Consider the following 14,955-nt stretch of genomic DNA (forward strand, 5'->3'; position numbering starts at 1 on the left):
GTCCTCAAAGGATCGTGCAACCGCTCTCGCGCCTCGCCGGCCGGCGGACATGGCCCCGGAGCGGATCGAAGGCGCCGGCATCGCACAGCGCCCTGACGATGTCCGGCCGGTGCGCCACCGCTGCCATCATCATCGGCGTGGTGCCGAATTCGTCAGCTACATCGGGGTAGGCACCGGCGGCCAGCAACTGCTGCACGAACGCCAGCTGACCTGTCCCAACGGCCAGATGCAGCGCCGTCACGCCGAGCGGCCCCGGTACATCCAGCGGGACGCGGTGCAGCAGCAAGCGCGCAAACGGCGCGCCCGCCCGGAGCGAAACGGTGGTCATCAACGGCGTGAGGCCAAGCACGGCATCCGGCCGTTCGAGCACGATGCGATTGTCGACCGCCGCGGCCAGGTCGATGATGTTGCAGGCCACGCGCGGCGCGTTGTAGTGCAAGGCCATCTGCAGCAGATCCATGTCGCTCGCCAGCGGCATGTCGAGGCTCCAGCCGCCGGTGGTAACCAGATGCCGCGCCGCGGCCGCATCGTCGGCATCGATGGCGGCCAGCAGGCTACTGCGGAATCCGTCCATCCAGTCGACCAGAGCCGCTTCGAGCGTCGGCAGGATTGCCGCATGCCCGGGCGCCGGTGTGCCCCGCACATCCCTGGCCAACTCCAGCGCGGTCCTGCCTTGCCGATTGGGCTTGCCCAGGGCGCCGATGCCGATGCCGTTGCCGAACCAGCGCCCGTGGTCGAGCAGCGACTGCACCACGGCCGGCATGGTCGGGCGCATCGACAGGGCCAGATGCATGCAGGTATCGCCGTCGTCGTTGGCGATGGCGGGATCGGCGCGGTGGGCGAGCAGCATGTCGATCAGTTGCGGCTCGCAGCGCGACAGGATCGCCGCGTGCAACGGCGTGTTGCCGCGCTCGTCGCGCCAGCGCACCGCGGTGGGGTCGCGCCGAAGCAAGGCGTGCACCGCCTGGCCGTCGTGGCGACACAGCGCCAGCTTCAGCTCTCGGCCAGCCTCGATGCCGGAGGTGCCATCCGCGCCCGCGGTGCCGTAGACGGTGTCCGGCACGGGGCCGGGCTGGAACAGCGGTGCAGGGAGTGTGGTACGGCGTGCATGCATGCTTGCGCTCCTTGACGGTTGAGAGGTCGCGACGCGGCCTCGGCCGGTCGCGGCGCGATTCTCATCCGCGCCGGAAGGCGCGCTTTAGCATTCGGTTGGGATTCTTTCGCAGGCGGCAGTTCAGGCGCCGATGCGATTGGCCAGCTCGACGTATTCGGCCACCGGCACCTCTTCGGCACGGCGCCCCAGATCGAAGCCGATCGCATCGAAGTCGACGTGATCCCGCAGCATCGACAGCGTATTGCGCAGCACCTTGCGGCGCTGCGAAAACGCGGCGGTAACCAGATCGCCCAGCACCGTCATGTCGCAGGCGGCGTACGGCGAGCGCAGCCGGCCGTCTTCCTGGCGCGGCCAGGGAATCATGCGGACCACGGCGGAATCGACCTTCGGCGGCGGATTGAACGATGCGGGCGGCACGTCCAGCACGTACTCCATGTGGTAGCGCACCTGCAGCATGATCGACAGCCGCCCGAACGCCTTGCTGCCCGGCTCGGCCACCATCCGCTCGACCACTTCCTTCTGCAGCATGAAATGCTGGTCGCGCACGTGGTCGGCGAACTCCATCAGATGGAACAGCAGCGGGCTGGAGATGTTGTACGGCAGATTGCCGACGATGCGCAGCGGCCGCCCCGGCTGCTTCAGTTCGTCGAAATCGAAGGCAAGCGCATCGCCCGCGTGGATCGTCATGCGGTCGCCGTAGCGGCGCCGCAGCCGTTCGACCAGATCGCGGTCCAGTTCGACCACGTGCAGATGATCGAGCCGCTCCAGCAGCGGCTCGGTCAGCGCGCCCAGGCCCGGCCCGATCTCGACGACGAGGTCGCCGGCCTGCGGGTCGATGGCATTGACGATGCCATGGATGATGCTGTCGTCGACCAGGAAGTTCTGACCGAATCGCTTGCGGGCCGTATGGCCCTGGTGCACATGGGAACGCATGATGTCTCTTCAGTGTCCGGCCGGCGGGTCGCCCTGCAGGCGTCCCTCGGCATGGCCGGCCATGCCGATCGCGCAGCGGATCGCCTCGATCATGCTGCCGTGTTCGGCGCGGCCGGTGGCGGCCAGATCGAGCGCGGTGCCGTGGTCGACCGAGGTGCGGATGAACGGCAGGCCGAGCGTGATGTTGACACCATGGCCGAAGGTGCCGTATTTCAGCGGCGCCAGGCCCTGATCATGGTACATCGCCAGCACGCAGTCGGCATCGCGCAGCAGCCGTGGCTGGAACAGCGTGTCGGCCGGATAGGGACCGCGCGCGTCGATGCCCGCATTGCGCGCCTGCGCCAGCGCCGGCGCGATGATGTCGATCTCCTCGCGGCCAAGGTGCCCGCTCTCGCCCGCGTGCGGGTTCAGGCCGGTCACCAGGATGCGGGGTTGGGCCAGGCCGAAGCGGTGCCGCAGGTCGCGGTCGACGATGGTGAGCGTCTCCAGCAGCATCGGCACGTTCAGCGCATCGGGCACCGCGCGCAGCGGCAAGTGGGTGGTGGCCAGCGCCACCCGCAGCATCGCATTGGCGTGCGCGGGCTGCGGGCCCGCCAGCATCATCACCACGCGCGACACGCCGGCCCGTTCGGCCAGGTATTCGGTATGGCCGGTGAACGGCACGCCGGCGTCATTGATCGTGCTTTTCTGTACCGGGGCGGTGACGACCGCCGCATAGCGGGCGGCCTGCCCCGGTTCGGGCAGCAGGCCGGCCAGCGCCGCGTCGAGCAGGCCCAGCACATAGCGGCCGTTGCGCGCGTCGAGCACGCCGGGGGCGCACCGCGCGGCCAGGGGGATGTCCTCGACCACCGCCTCTCCCGCATCGAGCTTGCGCTGCCACGCCTGCGCCAATCCGAGCGCGGCGGCGCGCTCGGCCAGCAGCCGCGCATCGCCCAGCACATGAAAACCCGGACCCGCCTGCCCGCCGGCGAGCTCCAGCACCGCGCGGATGGTGATGTCCGGACCGATGCCGGCCGGCTCGCCGGTCGTGATCGCGATCGGCAGCCGCAGCGGCAAGGCCGAAGGCGATGGCACAGGGCGGGCTGAGGATGTGGCGGACGGCGCGGTCATCGTGGCGGCGAAACGGTGCCCCTGGCGGGCGCCTTAGCGGGTGGCCTCGCGGTTGGTCCGGTATTCGACATAGGCGGCCTCGCGCAGCTGGCGCAGCCAGTCCTCGTAGGCCGCGCGCAGCTTCTGCTCGCGCACCTCGGCGCGGGCGAAGTCGCGCTGCTTCTCCGGCGATACCTCGACCTCGCGGCGATTCTCGACCTGAATCAGATGCACGCCGAACTGGCTGGTGACCGGCTCGGAGACCTCACCCGGGCGCAGCCGGTTCATCGCCTGCTCGAACTCGGGGACCAGCTCGCCCGGCGACACCCAGCCGAGCTCGCCGCCGTTCTGCGCCGATCCATCCTGCGAATAACGCTTGGCGATATCGGCGAACTTGGTGCCGTGCTGGATGCGATCGCGCAGCGTCGACAGCTGGCGGCGCGCCTCGGCCTCGGGCATGTTGGGGCCGGTGCGGATCAGGACATGGCGGACCTGGGTCTGCGTGATGCGGCTCGGCGCGACGTCGCCGCCCGCGGGCGCGGTGCGCTTGCCGGCGAGCTTGAGCACATGGAAACCGGCCGGGCTCTCGACGACCTCGGGCACCACCTTGCCCGGCTGCAGATCGAGCACCGCGTTGGCGAACTGCGCCGGCAGGCGGCCGATCTCGCGATAGCCCAGTGAGCCGCCCTTGGCACCCTCGGCGCCGTCGGAATTGTTCTGCGCCAGTTGCGCGAAGTCGGCGCCGCCCTGGGCCTGCTTCAGCAGCCCTTCGGCCTTGGCGCGCAGCTGCGCCTTCTGCGCCTCGCTGGCGTCTTCCGGCACGCGCACGAAGATCTGGGCCACGTCGTATTGCGGCTCGCCGCTCGGCGCGGCGCCGCTGCGTGCCGCGCGCGCGGCCAGATAGTTGTCGATCTCGCCGTCGAACACCTGGACCTTGGAATCGACCTCGCGCTCGCGCAGCCGGATCACCTGCACCTGCTTGCGCAGCTCGCTGCGGTACTTGTCCCACGTCATGCCGCTGCGGTCGACCTGCGCCCGCAGATCGGCCACGCTGATGCGGTTCTGCTGCGCCACCGATTCGATCGCGCGGTCGACTTCCTGATCGGTCACGCGGATGCCGGCGTCCTGCGCGGCCTGGGTCTGCACGCGCTCCATCACCAGCCGTTCCAGCACTTCGCCGAGCAGCTCCTCGCGCGGCGGAATCGGCCGGCCGGCCCCACGCAGCTGGTTCTCGATCTCGTCGGCGCTGTCGAGCAGCTCGCGCCGCGTGATCACGGTGTTGTTCACGATCGCCACCACTTCGTCGACCAGCTGCGAGCGACCGGTGCGCTGCCCCGAGCCCAGGCGCGGCTGGGCCGGCGCGGTCGGCGGCGTGGCCTGCGAACCTTGCGGCACGAAGATGCCGCTGGGGCGCTGCCCCGAACCGGCGTTACCGGGCGCCTTCAGCTGCGCCGCCGCCGGGACGGCCACGCAGGCGAGCAATGCCGACAGCACGATGCCGCGCGAACGCCGCGACGAAGCCGCGGCAACGGAAAATACAGAGACTGCTTGACGCTTCATCATGGTCCGTCATTCGTAATGGTCGAACTGGGTCTGAGGGATCGGCGCGGCCGAGACAGGCTCGTAGCCAGGCACGTTCAACCTCATGATATCCAGCGGATTGGAGCCGATCTTCGACAGGCCGCGGAACTCCACCTGCAGAAACACCCGGCCGGTGTAGCCCTGCGTGGTATTGCGAAAACGCTGATAGGCAATGCGGCCGACCCAGCAGTCGGCGGCGTATTCGAGCCCCATCAGCGTATCGACCAGCTGGTTGGCGCTCATGTCGTAGGCGACGCGCCCGATGCCGTAGGTGCGCCGCGTGATCGGCCACTGGCCCGAGATCTCGAACTGGTCGATCGCGGTGTTGTCGGTGACCGTGGTCGGCCGCCGGTAGCGATAGCCGACGTTCAGCAGCTTGCGCGCCTCGGGCCGCCACGCGAACGCGATGTTCGACTGGATCACCCGGTCGTTTTCCGGGTTGTACTGCATCCCGGCATTGATGTAGTAGCCGCGGAACAGCTGGATCGTGGTGGCGGCCAGCAGATCGGAATATCCGCTCTCGGCGTCGTCCAGCGTGCCGGTCAGCTGCACGCGCTGGCCGCTGAAGTCGAAACGCTGCGCCAGCGTACCACGGAAGCGTTCGATGCCCGTCTCGGACTCGATCAGGCGGGTGGTCACGCCCGCGGTCAGCTTGTTGTTGTCGGCGATGCGGTCGTAGCCGGTGAACGGGTTCTCGCTGAAGATCTGCCCGTAGCCGAAGTCGGACTGCACCGTGTCGAACAGCGGGAACGCGCTCTGGTCGCGGAACGGCGTGTAGACATAGAACAGCCGCGGTTCCAGCGTCTGCAGGTACTTGGTGCCGAACAGCCGGCTGATGGTCGGCGCGTCGCGCTCGAACGTCATGCCGCCGTCGATGCTGAAGGTCGGCACCGAGCGCGTCAGCGTGTTGTTGGCGCCCGGCGTGTTGGTCGACGGCTCCATCTGGTACTGCGCCGCGTTGAACATGACCTTGGGCGTCACGAACCAGCCCGGGCGCACGATCGGATAGCTGATCGACGGCTGGATGAACACGCGCTCGCCCTGCGGCTGCTGGAAGCCGGTGGTCGTCAGCGGGATGCGAAAGCGCGTGTAGTCGGCCTCGACCTGCACGTCGAAGCCGCCCCAGTTGTAGCGCGTGAACTTGCCGTTCAACTGCGGCACGCGCTCGTAGGTCGGCTGGCTCGGCGCCAGCGTCTGGAAGGTCTGCACGCGCGCCAGCAGCGAGAAGTCCTGCCAGTTGTAGGTGACCCCGCCCTCCTGCGTGTACTGACGCAGCGTCGACTGCGCGACCGTGCGCGTCAGGTCGTCCGGATAGCGGTCGTCCGATACCCGGTTCAGGTTCACATAGGCGTTCAGGCCCTTGGCCAGGTTCTGGCTATGCTGGATCGAGTACAGCCAGCGATCCGAGTTGGTCTTCTGGTCGTTCGGCAGGAACTCGCCGCGGATGCGGCCCGCATAGCCGTTGCCGATATAGCGGAAGTCGCCGCCGAGCTGCGCGCCGCGCTCGCTCATCACGCGCGGATACAGCGTCAGGTCGCGGTTCGGCGCGATATTGAAGTAGTACGGCACCGTCAGGTCGAAGCCCGAACGCGAGCTGTAGGCCATCAGCGGCGCGAGGAAACCGCTGCGGCGCTCGTCGGTCAGCGGGAAGGTCACCGCCGGCGCGGCCAGGATCGGCACATCGAAGAAGCGCAGCACGGCGCCGTGCGCGGTGCCCACCTGGCGGTCGCTGTCCAGGTCGAGCTGGCGCGCGCTGAAATACCAGTCCGCGTTATCGGGCGAACAGGTGGTGTAGGTGGCGCGCTGGATGGTGCTCTGGTTCTTGTTCAGGAAGTCGATGCGCTCGGCCGTGCCCGAACCGCCGGTCTGCTGGAAGTAGTAATCCGGCGACAGCATGTAGCCTTCGTTGGCTTCGACGCGCAGCTTCGCCTCGGGGCCGACCGCCAGCGTGCCTTCGCGCGAGAGCCGGACATTGCCGGTTGCCAGCGCCTCGTCGCTGTCCTGGTCGTAGGTCAGCCTGTCGGCCTTGATCACCGCGCCGTCGCTGCGCAGCTCGGCATTGCCCTGCAGTTCCAGGCCGCGCTCGTTGTAGCCGGTCATGGTGTCGCCGGACACATAAGTCGGCGCACTGGGATCGCTCGGCGCGCTGCGCCAGGTGGCCGGCTCCGACAGATAGGGGATCAGTTCGCCGGGGCGCGGCGGCTGGCGCGGGTCCGGTGCCTCGGCCGCCGGCTCCGCCGCCGGCAGCGCGGGAATCGCCGAGCCGACCGCCTGGCCTTGCGCGTGCGCGCCGAGCGACCAGCCGGCCATGGCCAGCACCAGCGGGCGCAGCGCCCGGGCTGGCCGGCGCGCGGGCTGGCGGCCCGGCGCCTGGATTGCGGTGTGATTCGGTGATCGTTGTTGTTCGGTCATGCGAGCGGGTCGTCGGTCGGACGGCGGGACGGTTGCGCAGAACCGCCGCAGCCACCGTCCAAACAGGCTGCCAGGCACAGGACGGCCCACCTGGGAGCCGCCCGGCGCCCGGGTCTGGTCGGGTATTATACGGGGCAACTTATCGACCCTTTCCGGCATGGCAGCACTTCCCCTCGACCCGCGCCAGGACCAGCTCAAAGCGTGGGTGTCCGGACTCGCTCCGGATTGGTCCATCGATCCCGAATCCTGCGCACCGGCATCGGCCGACGCCAGCTTCCGCCGCTACTTCCGGCTGCGCACCGACAATCCGGCGCATCCGACCGTGATCGCGATGGACGCGCCGCCCGCCCACGAGGACTGCCGTCCCTTCATCCATGTCGCCGCGCTGTTCGGCGAGGCCGGCGTCACCGTGCCGACCGTGCTGGCGCAGGACCTGTCGCAGGGCTTCCTGCTGCTGGCCGACCTGGGCAACACCACCTATCTGTCGAAGCTGGACATCACCACGGCGCGCACGCTGTACGGCGACGCCGCCGCGGCGCTGGTCAGGATCCAGGCCGCGACGCGCCCGGGCACCCTGCCGGCCTACGACCGCGCGCTGCTGCAGCGCGAGCTGGACCTGTTCCCGCAGTGGTACGTGGCCCGCCATCTGGGCGTGGAGCTCGATGCCGGCCAGCAGGCGGACCTGACCGAGGTCATGGAAACGCTGCTGGCCAACAACCTCGCCCAGCCGCAGGTCTACGTGCACCGCGACTACCATTCGCGCAACCTGATGGTGCTTGATGGCGAGGGCAATCCCGGCATCCTGGACTTCCAGGACGCGGTGATCGGCCCGATCACCTACGACGCGGTCTCGCTGTGGCGCGACGCCTATATCGAATGGGACGAGGAGCTGCAGCTGGACTGGCTGATCCGCTACTGGGAGCGCGCCCGCAAGGCGGGCCTGCCGGTGGCCGGCGATTTCGGCGAGTTCTATCGCGACTTCGAATGGATGGGTCTGCAGCGCCATCTGAAGGTGCTCGGCATCTTCGCCCGCCTCTACCACCGTGACGGCAAGGACGGCTACCTGGCCAACCTGCCGCTGGTGCTCAAGTACGCGCGCGCGGTCGCCGGCCGCTACGGCGAGCTGCGCAAGCTGGTGCGGCTGTTCGATACGCTCGAAGGCGTCGAGCGCCCGGTCGGCTACACCTTCTGATGGCTCCGGCCAGCAGCCCCACCCGGCGCGGCGAATGGTGGGCCGGCGTGCGCGCGCTGGCGCCGATGCTGCTCGGCGTGGTGCCGTTCGGCCTGATCTACGGCGTGCTGGCGGTCGGCGCCGGCATGCCGGCCTGGCTTGCCTGCGCGATGAGCGCGATCGTCTTCGGCGGCGCCTCGCAGATGATCCTGACCCAGCTGTGGGCAGCGGGCACGCCGGCGGCGATCGTGGCCACCACGGTCGCGATGGTCAATCTGCGCCACGCCCTCTATTCGGCCACCGTCGCGCCCGCGCTCGCCCATCTGCCGCGCCGCTGGAAGGCGCTGATCGCCTATCTGCTGACCGACGAGGCGTTTGCCGCGATGACACAGCGGCTCGGCGACGACCCGGCGCAACGGCGCTACCGGCACTGGTACTTCTTCGGCGCCGGCTTCGCGCTGTGGAGCAGCTGGCAACTGTCGACGCTGGCCGGCGTACTGGTCGGGGCGCAGGTGCCGCGCCACTGGCCGCTGGACTTCTTCCTGCCGCTGACCTTCATCGCCATCATCGTGCCCGGGCTCAAGCACCGCAGCCACGTCGCCGCGGCGGTGACCGCCAGCGTGCTGGCGGTGCTGTGCTACGGCGTGCCGCACAAGCTCGGCCTGATGGTCGCCGCGCTGGGCGGCATCGCGGTCGGCATGCTGCTGCTGCCGCGCAAGAGCGGCCATGCTGGCAAGGAGCGCACCGCATGAGCCCGTGGATGCTGCTCGGCGTGATGGCGGCCGCAGGCCTGGCCACCTACCTGATCCGTCTGTCGTTCATCGCCGTCGAAGGCAAGGTGCGCCTGCCGGCCTGGTTTCGCACCGCGCTGCAATTCGTGCCGGCGGCGATGCTGTCGGCGCTGATCGCGCCCGACCTGCTGATGCGCGACGGCCAGATGGCCGTCGGCCTCGACAATGCCCGGCTGATCGCCGGCGTGGTGGCCATCGCGATCGCCGCGCGCACGCGCAGCGTCGGCTGGACCATCGCCGGCGGCATGGCCACCCTGCTCGTCCTGGAGACCCTGATTTGAAAGCGATGATCTTCGCCGCCGGACGCGGCGAGCGCATGCGCCCGCTGACCGATGGCTGCCCGAAGCCGCTGCTGCAGGTCGGAGGCAAACCGCTGATCGTGTGGACCATCGAGGCGCTGGCCCGCGCCGGTCTGACCGACATCGTCATCAACCACGCGTGGCTGGGCGAGCAGATCGAGGCGGCGCTCGGCGACGGCAGCCGCTTCGGCGTGCGGCTGGCCTATTCGGCGGAAGGCGAAGCGCTGGAGACCGCCGGCGGCATCGCGCAGGCGCTGCCGCGGCTGCGCGAAGGGGCCGGCCGCGATCGCACTGGCGACAGCGCCGGCGACGATGACAACGGCGAGATCTTCATCGCGGTGTCCGGCGACATCTATTGCGACTACGACTTCCGCGCGCTGTTGCCGCGCGCCGCCGCGATGGCAGGCTCGCCCGAGCCGCGCATGCATCTGGTGATGGTCCCCAATCCGCCGTTCCACCCCGAGGGCGACTTTGCGCTCGGCGCCGACGGCAAGCTGTCGCTGCCGGGCGATGCGCCCCTGCCGGACGGCGCCGCACGCCTGACCTTCGGCAATATCGGCCTGTACGACACGCGCACCTTTGCCGGCATCGCGCCCGGACAGAAGGTGCCGATGACGCCGTTCTACCGCGCCGCCATCGCCGCGGGCCTGGCCACCGGCGAGCGCTTCGCGGGCCGCTGGGAGAACGTCGGCACGCCCGCGCAGCTGGCCGCGCTGGACGCCGCGCTGTCGCGCTAGCCGCTCGCCGGGCGCAAGGCGCCGCTGGCGACGCCACCAACGAGCGGCGTTAGAATCGGGCCATTGCCCACTGCCTGCCCGATGCGAGTCGGTCCCCTCATGTCCGCACCAGATTCCGCCCTTCTCCAGGCCTGTCGCGCGCGCCGCGCCCGCGTGCTCGACCACCTGCGCGCCGCCGGCGGCGGCGTGGCGATCCTGCCCACGGCACCGGAAGCGATGCGCAACCGCGACAGCGACTTCCCATACCGGCACGACAGCTACTTCTACTATCTGAGCGGCTTCACCGAGCCCGAGTCGGTGCTCGTGCTGATCGCCGCGCCGGCTGGCGGCAGCGACCGCAGCATCCTGTTCTGCCGCCCCAAGCACGAAGAGCGCGAGATCTGGGACGGCTTTCGCTACGGCCCCGAAGCGGCGCGCGAGGTGTTCGGCTTCGACGAGGCCCATTCGATCGAGGAGATCGACGCCCAGCTGCCGCCGCTGCTGGCCAACCAGAACCTGATCGCGTATCCGCTGGCCGCCTCGACCCGCATCGACATGCAGGTACGGCGCTGGCTCGATGCCGTGCGCACGCAGGGCCGCGCCGGCGTGGTGGCGCCGTCGAGCGCCCTCGATATCCGCACGCTGCTCGACGAGATGCGGCTGTTCAAGGACGCCGGCGAGCTCGACATCATGCGCCGCGCCGCACAGATCTCGGCGCAGGCCCATGTGCGCGCGATGCGCGCCAGCCGCGCCGGGCTGCGCGAATACCATCTGGAAGCCGAGCTGCTGTACGAATTCCGCCGCAACGGCGCGCAGAGCGTTGCCTACAATTCGATCGTCGCGGCCGGGCCCAATGCCTGCGTGCTGCACTATCGCGCCGGCCCCGCCGAGCTGCGCGACGGCGATCTGTGCCTGATCGACGCGGGCTGCGAGCTCGACGGCTACGCGTCCGATATCACCCGCACGTTCCCTGTGTCCGGCCGCTTCTCGCCGGCGCAGCGCGAGCTCTACGATCTGGTGCTGGCCGCGCAGCAGGCGGCGATCGACGAGACCCGCGTCGGCGTGCCGTACAACGTGCCGCACGATGCGGCGGTGCGCGTGCTGGCGCAGGGCATGCTCGATACCGGGCTGCTGGACCGCGACAAGGAAGGCGGCGTCGACGACGTAATCGCCAGCGGCAGCTACCGCCGTTTCTATATGCATCGCACCGGCCATTGGCTCGGCATGGATGTGCACGACGTCGGCGAGTACCGCGTGCCGGGCCCGGCGCCGGCCGAGGGCGAGCGCCCGTGGCGTCCGCTCGAAGCCGGCATGGTGCTGACGATCGAGCCCGGCATCTATGTGCGCCCGGCCGAGAACATACCGGAGCGCTACTGGCATATCGGCATCCGCATCGAAGACGATGCAGTGGTCACGGCCGACGGGCCGTGCGAATTGATGACCCGTGGCGTCCCGGTCGACGCCGACGAGATCGAGGCGCTGATGCGCCAACGGAGTGAGGGGTAATGGTCAGCTGGTTGAAGAAACTGTTCGGCGGTGCCGATGACAACGCGACGGCGTCCCGGACGCAGGCCGAGCCCGAACAGCCGTTCATCGTCAATCTGTTCGACGACCGCCTGGTGGTGCATCGCCCCGACGGCCAGCGCGAAGAGCTTGAATGGCAGGCGCTGGAGCGCGTGGTCGTGCGCGTGTCGCGGCGCGCGCCGTGGACCGGCAAGGCCTGGCTGATCCTGATCGGCGAGGAGCGTCCGGACGGCCGCCAGCAAGGCTGCGTGACGCCGGTCGATGCGGTCAACCACGAGGCGCTGCTGGTCCGCCTGCGCGCGCTGCCGGGCTTCGATCAGGCCATGCTCGACAACGCGCTGCGCGATGCCCGCAACGGCAGGACGCGCGAGGACGCGGTGTGCTGGCAGCGCGGCCAGGCCCAGGACGAGGGCCGTGCCAACGCCGCCGATGCCGGAGGTGCCAACGATGAACCAGCCCAGCCCTGAACAGGCCGTCGCGGATCGTCCTGGCGACGGTCCTGACGACCGTCAAGACGACGTTTGCGATATCGCCATCGTCGGCGGCGGTCCGGTGGGCCTCGCGCTGGCCTGCCGGCTGCTGCAGATCAGCCCCTGGCGCATCGCGCTGATCGACGCCGCCACGCCCGCGCGCGCCGCCCGCGATCCGCGTGCGATCGCCCTGTCGCACGGCAGCCGCGATCTGCTGGCCCAGCTCGATGCGTGGCCGGCCGCGGCGACGCCGATCGAGCATATCCATGTGTCGCAGCGCGGGCGCTTCGGCCACGTCAAGCTGCATCACGACGACTACGGCATCCCGGCGCTGGGCTATGTGGTCCGCTACGGCGACCTGTGCGCGGCGCTCGAACACGCGCTGGGGCGCGCGGGCGGCCAGCAGCGGCTGGTACGCGCGTTCGACACGCGCATCGACGCGATCGACCAGCCCGAGTCGTCGCGCGGTGCCGAACTCGCGACCGCGGCCGGCGCGCCGGTGCAGTTGCGCGGCGCCGGCCCCGACGGCCAGCCGGTGCGCTTCGGCGCGCGCCTGGCCGTGCAGGCCGAGGGCGGCCTGTTCCACCAGCAGGTGGCCCGCACCGCCGCGGCCGGCGCCGCCGGCACGCGCCGCCGGGACTACGGGCAGACCGCGATCGTCTCGCATGTCGCCTGCACCCATCCGCTGCCCGGCTGGGCCTGGGAACGCTTCACCGAGCACGGCCCGCTGGCGCTGCTGCCGCACGATCTGGAAGACGATCCGCATGGCGACGGGGGCTCCGGCTATGCGCTGGTCTGGTGCTGCTCCCCCGAGGAAGCCGCGCGGCGCCTGGCGCTGGACGACGCCCGCTTCCTGGCCGAACTCGGCCAGGTGTTCGGTCCGCGCATGGGACGCTTTACCCGCGTCGGCAAGCGCCACGCCTTCCCGCTGGGCCTGAATGCCGCGCAGCTGACCGTCAAGGGGCGGCTGGTGGCGATCGGCAACGCGGCCCAAACCCTGCATCCGGTCGCCGGTCAGGGGCTCAATCTCGGGCTGCGCGACGCCTTCGCGCTGGCCGAGGAGCTGCGCATCGCCTGCACGCCGCAGTCGCTGGCCGCGTTCGGCGCGCGTCACCGGCTCGATCGCGCGGTGACCATCGGCGTCACCGACCTGCTGCCGCGCGTGTTCGGCATCCCCTATCCGCTGGCAGCGCATGCACGCGGCGCCTCGCTGGCGGCGCTGGCCTGCCTGTCGCCGCTGAAGCACGCGCTGGCGCATCAGATGATCTACGGCATGCGGCGCTGAGCCGCGCAGGCTCGAAGCCCTTGGCGCCGACGTTGACCGACGTTGCGGCCCGGAACGCGCAGGTCCGGGCCGATGTCGCGTCGCAGCACAACCGCCCTGCTTATTTATTGGGCAGCCGGCCGGTTTAGCGGTAAAATCCCGCCCTCGCACATGCCCCCCGCTTCACCGCCGACGCCGCTTCGGCCGGGCATGCCTTCGCCATTCGATCCGTGACACCGCCCATCGGCGCCCGGTCACGGCCAGCTTTTCTGGACGTCGCCGGACCCTAGCCGTGCAAATCGGACCTCACCCACTTCGCAACAACCTGTTCGTCGCGCCGATGGCCGGCGTCACGGACCGCCCCTTCCGCCAGCTGTGCAAGAAGCTCGGCGCGGGCTATGCGGTCTCGGAGATGGTGGCCTCCAACGCGCAGCTGTGGAAGAGCGAAAAGACCATGCGCCGCGCCAACCACGACGGCGAGGTCGAGCCGATCGCGGTGCAGATCGCCGGCGCCGAGCCCGGCATGATGGCCGAGGCGGCGCGCTACAACGTCGACCGCGGCGCGCAGATCATCGATATCAATATGGGCTGCCCGGCCAAGAAGGTATGCAATGTCGCGGCCGGGTCGGCGCTGCTGCAGAACGAGCCGCTGGTGGTGCGCATCGTCGAGGCGGTGGTCGGCGCGGTGGGCGACCGCGTGCCGGTCACGCTGAAGATCCGCACCGGCTGGGATCGGCAGAACCGCAATGCGGTGCGCGTTGCGCGCATGGCCGAGGCCGCCGGCATCAGCATGCTGACCGTGCATGGCCGCACGCGTGCCGACCTGTATCACGGCGAGGCCGAGTACGAGACGATCGCTGCGGTCAAGGACGCGATCCGCATTCCGGTGGTCGCCAACGGCGACATCACCATGCCGCAGAAGGCGCGCCACGTGCTGGCCGTCACCGGCGCCGATGCGATCATGATCGGCCGCGCCGCGCAGGGACGCCCGTGGCTGTTCCGCGAGATCGAACATTTCCTGGCCACCGGCGAGTTGCTGCCGCCGCCGGAAGTGGCCGAGATCCGCGCGATCATGAACGCCCATCTGCAAGACCACTACGCCTTCTATGGCGAATTCACCGGCGTGCGTACCGCGCGCAAGCATATCGCCTGGTACACGCGCGGGCTCAAGGGTGCCAATCTGTTCCGGCACCGGATGAACACACTGGAAAGCACCGAGGCGCAGCTGGCCGCCGTCAACGCTTTCTTCGACGAGCAGGCCGCGCTGTCAGACCGGCTGGTGTATGTCGACGAAGGCGAAGCACAGTCCGGCGCATCGAACAACAACAACAGGGAGTTGCTTGCCGCATGAGCCGCAATGTTATCGACCAATGCATCCGGGACAGCCTGAGCGCCTACTTCCGCGATCTGGACGGCGAGCAGCCGTCGAACATGTACAACATGGTGCTGGAGGCGGTGGAACGGCCGCTGCTGGAGACGGTGATGGCGCGTGCCGACCGCAACCAGTCGCTGGCCGCGGCCTATCTCGGCATCAATCGCAATACGCTGCGCAAGAAGCTGCAGCAGCACGGTTTACTTTGAAGCGTCCTCC

14 protein-coding genes are annotated in these 14,955 nt (G+C 69.6%); 9 read left to right on the plus strand and 5 right to left on the minus strand.

The annotated features are described in order from the left end of the window. Positions 1–4: 4 nt before the first annotated feature. The 5 genes from J5T34_RS11985 to J5T34_RS12005 form a co-directional block, all read right to left on the minus strand. A complete protein-coding gene (locus J5T34_RS11985) occupies positions 5–1,114 on the minus strand; it encodes an ankyrin repeat domain-containing protein (protein ID WP_208579947.1) in 1,110 nt (369 codons plus the stop codon). Between the two features lie 120 nt (positions 1,115–1,234). Beyond that, a complete protein-coding gene (gene rsmA / locus J5T34_RS11990; protein WP_208579948.1) occupies positions 1,235–2,047 on the minus strand; it encodes a 16S rRNA (adenine(1518)-N(6)/adenine(1519)-N(6))-dimethyltransferase RsmA in 813 nt (270 codons plus the stop codon). A gap of 9 nt (positions 2,048–2,056) precedes the next feature. Then, positions 2,057–3,157: a 4-hydroxythreonine-4-phosphate dehydrogenase PdxA gene (gene pdxA, locus J5T34_RS11995; protein WP_208579949.1), complete on the minus strand. Its 1,101-nt coding sequence runs from the start codon at positions 3,155–3,157 to the stop codon at positions 2,057–2,059. A gap of 33 nt (positions 3,158–3,190) precedes the next feature. Beyond that, entirely contained in the window at positions 3,191–4,696 is a 1,506-nt protein-coding gene (locus J5T34_RS12000; protein ID WP_208580169.1) for a peptidylprolyl isomerase, read from the minus strand. A 9-nt stretch (positions 4,697–4,705) separates the two neighbouring features. After that, positions 4,706–7,129: an LPS-assembly protein LptD gene (locus J5T34_RS12005; RefSeq protein ID WP_208579950.1), complete on the minus strand. Its 2,424-nt coding sequence runs from the start codon at positions 7,127–7,129 to the stop codon at positions 4,706–4,708. A 157-nt stretch (positions 7,130–7,286) separates the two neighbouring features. Between J5T34_RS12005 and J5T34_RS12010 the strand changes: the two genes are divergently transcribed. The 9 genes from J5T34_RS12010 (at position 7,287) to J5T34_RS12050 (ending at position 14,945) form a co-directional block, all read left to right on the plus strand. After that, on the plus strand, positions 7,287–8,321 hold the full coding sequence (locus J5T34_RS12010; RefSeq protein ID WP_208579951.1) for an aminoglycoside phosphotransferase family protein: 1,035 nt from the start codon (positions 7,287–7,289) through the stop codon (positions 8,319–8,321). After that, complete coding sequence (locus tag J5T34_RS12015) at positions 8,321–9,052, plus strand: AzlC family ABC transporter permease (RefSeq protein WP_208579952.1); 732 nt, start codon at positions 8,321–8,323, stop codon at positions 9,050–9,052. Before J5T34_RS12010 ends, J5T34_RS12015 begins: the two co-directional genes overlap by 1 nt. Continuing rightward, on the plus strand, positions 9,049–9,372 hold the full coding sequence (locus J5T34_RS12020; RefSeq protein ID WP_208579953.1) for an AzlD domain-containing protein: 324 nt from the start codon (positions 9,049–9,051) through the stop codon (positions 9,370–9,372). Before J5T34_RS12015 ends, J5T34_RS12020 begins: the two co-directional genes overlap by 4 nt. After that, a complete protein-coding gene (gene murU / locus J5T34_RS12025) occupies positions 9,369–10,127 on the plus strand; it encodes an N-acetylmuramate alpha-1-phosphate uridylyltransferase MurU (protein WP_208579954.1) in 759 nt (252 codons plus the stop codon). Before J5T34_RS12020 ends, murU begins: the two co-directional genes overlap by 4 nt. Before the next feature lie 99 nt (positions 10,128–10,226). Then, positions 10,227–11,612, plus strand: coding sequence for an aminopeptidase P N-terminal domain-containing protein (locus J5T34_RS12030; protein ID WP_208579955.1), 1,386 nt, complete (start codon positions 10,227–10,229; stop codon positions 11,610–11,612). Further along, positions 11,612–12,097 (plus strand): hypothetical protein, encoded by a 486-nt coding sequence (locus J5T34_RS12035; RefSeq protein ID WP_208579956.1) that lies wholly within the window; start codon positions 11,612–11,614, stop codon positions 12,095–12,097. Before J5T34_RS12030 ends, J5T34_RS12035 begins: the two co-directional genes overlap by 1 nt. Beyond that, positions 12,078–13,385: a UbiH/UbiF/VisC/COQ6 family ubiquinone biosynthesis hydroxylase gene (locus J5T34_RS12040; protein WP_208579957.1), complete on the plus strand. Its 1,308-nt coding sequence runs from the start codon at positions 12,078–12,080 to the stop codon at positions 13,383–13,385. Before J5T34_RS12035 ends, J5T34_RS12040 begins: the two co-directional genes overlap by 20 nt. Before the next feature lie 271 nt (positions 13,386–13,656). After that, positions 13,657–14,715: a tRNA dihydrouridine synthase DusB gene (gene dusB / locus J5T34_RS12045; RefSeq protein WP_208579958.1), complete on the plus strand. Its 1,059-nt coding sequence runs from the start codon at positions 13,657–13,659 to the stop codon at positions 14,713–14,715. After that, a complete protein-coding gene (locus tag J5T34_RS12050) occupies positions 14,712–14,945 on the plus strand; it encodes a Fis family transcriptional regulator (RefSeq protein WP_006578759.1) in 234 nt (77 codons plus the stop codon). Before dusB ends, J5T34_RS12050 begins: the two co-directional genes overlap by 4 nt. Positions 14,946–14,955: the final 10 nt, after the last annotated feature.

It is taken from the genome of Cupriavidus gilardii (assembly GCF_017598945.1).
GTDB classification, from domain to species: domain Bacteria; phylum Pseudomonadota; class Gammaproteobacteria; order Burkholderiales; family Burkholderiaceae; genus Cupriavidus; species Cupriavidus gilardii_E.